The sequence below is a fragment of the Mesorhizobium sp. M1E.F.Ca.ET.063.01.1.1 genome (assembly GCF_003998155.1).
Lineage (GTDB): Bacteria > Pseudomonadota > Alphaproteobacteria > Rhizobiales > Rhizobiaceae > Mesorhizobium.
This window is the reverse complement of record NZ_RZSC01001140.1, coordinates 1-1,325: the sequence shown is the minus strand read 5'-3', so window position 1 is coordinate 1,325 and position 1,325 is coordinate 1. Positions and strand designations below refer to the sequence as shown.

Annotated in this window: 3 protein-coding genes; all 3 read right to left on the bottom strand. The window is 61.3% G+C overall.

The window, feature by feature from the left end; all coding sequences use genetic code 11:
* Positions 1–444 (bottom strand): nucleotidyl transferase AbiEii/AbiGii toxin family protein (locus EOA29_RS36720; protein WP_145970059.1); only part of this gene is annotated, 444 nt, incomplete at its 3' end.
* Between the two features lie 75 nt (positions 445–519).
* Entirely contained in the window at positions 520–744 is a 225-nt protein-coding gene (locus EOA29_RS36715) for a hypothetical protein (protein ID WP_127222407.1), read from the bottom strand.
* A 45-nt stretch (positions 745–789) separates the two neighbouring features.
* The coding region (locus EOA29_RS36710; RefSeq protein WP_145970058.1) for an amidohydrolase family protein at positions 790–1,325 on the bottom strand (536 nt) is incomplete at its 5' end.

Here is a 1,325-nt window from a genome sequence, read left to right as displayed (position 1 = left end):
ATCCTGGCACCGATCGGCATTCGCCAAAAGCTTCTCGGCGAACATGTCCGGGGGAATCAGGGCTGGGATGCCCAATTCGTCGTCGAACTGACCTCGCAACTGGATGCGGCCCTCGCGAATGACTTCGAATCTGATTGACTGTCCCTTGAGCCGCACCACTGTCCTCAGGCCGTATTGATCGATCTGGAAATCGCGAACAGCTTCGACGGATTCAGGGAAGAAGGCCCGGACGCCAAGCTCTGACGCCCGCGTCCGCAGTTCGCGATACCCGTCAGCGTCGGCGCAGAGGAAATCCAGATCCAGTGACCGCCGGTATTCGCCGAGTTTCATGACAATGGCGGTGCCACCGCCGAACCAGCACTGGGTGGCCGCCAGGAACTCGCGGTCCATCAGCCCGAGAGCTTCGGCAATGATCCTGTGTTCCGGTTTTCCAAACGCCTTCATGATCTCAACTCGCGGTGTTTCCGGCTTTGATTGTTTGCTGCGGGAAGACGTTCAAGAAGAGAGGAAAGCGAAACCTCACGAGGTGGTCAAAAGGATGCCATGACCGAACTTGTCAGCAAGTTTCCTAATAAGCAGCTTTTCACGCGCGGTAAGGCTTTTTTGATCAACAAAACGCCAATTGCGTTCGTAAAGCGCAAATGCTTCTTCCGCAGGGATCGGACGCGACGCGTCTCGGCTCCAGGCGAGTACCTGGAGCTGCGGGAACTCTGCGGGAACGATCGGCGCGATATTTGCGGTCATGGTTCTGCAAACATAGTGCAGAGCGCTTAAGAAATCCAACGTGGCCTAGGCCGCCAACGCCTCGGAGAACTCCACCGCCCTGCCCTGGCCGGGCGTGACGATCTCGCCCTCCCACATCACCCGATTGCCGCGCACGATGGTGCCGACCGGCCAGCCGGTGACTTCCCTGCCGTCATAGGGCGTCCAGCCGGCCTTGGAGCCGGCCTGCGCGTTGGTGATGGTCTCGCGGCGCTTGAGATCGACGACGGTGAAGTCGGCATCGTAGCCGGCGGCGATGCGGCCCTTCCGCGCCATGCCGAAGATGCGTTGCGGGCCATGGCTGGAAAGATCGACGAAACGCTGCAAGGTGAGCCGGCCCGCGTTGACGTGGTCGAGCATGATCGGCACCAGCGTCTGCACGCCGGTCATGCCGGACGGCGAGGCAGGATAGGGTTTTGCCTTCTCGGCCAGCGTGTGCGGCGCATGGTCGGAGCCCAGCACATCGACAATGCCTTGCGAGATGCCGTGCCAGACGCCGTCGCGATGGCGCGCCGCCCGCACCGGCGGGTTCATCTGGATCAGCGTGCCCAGTCGCGCATAGT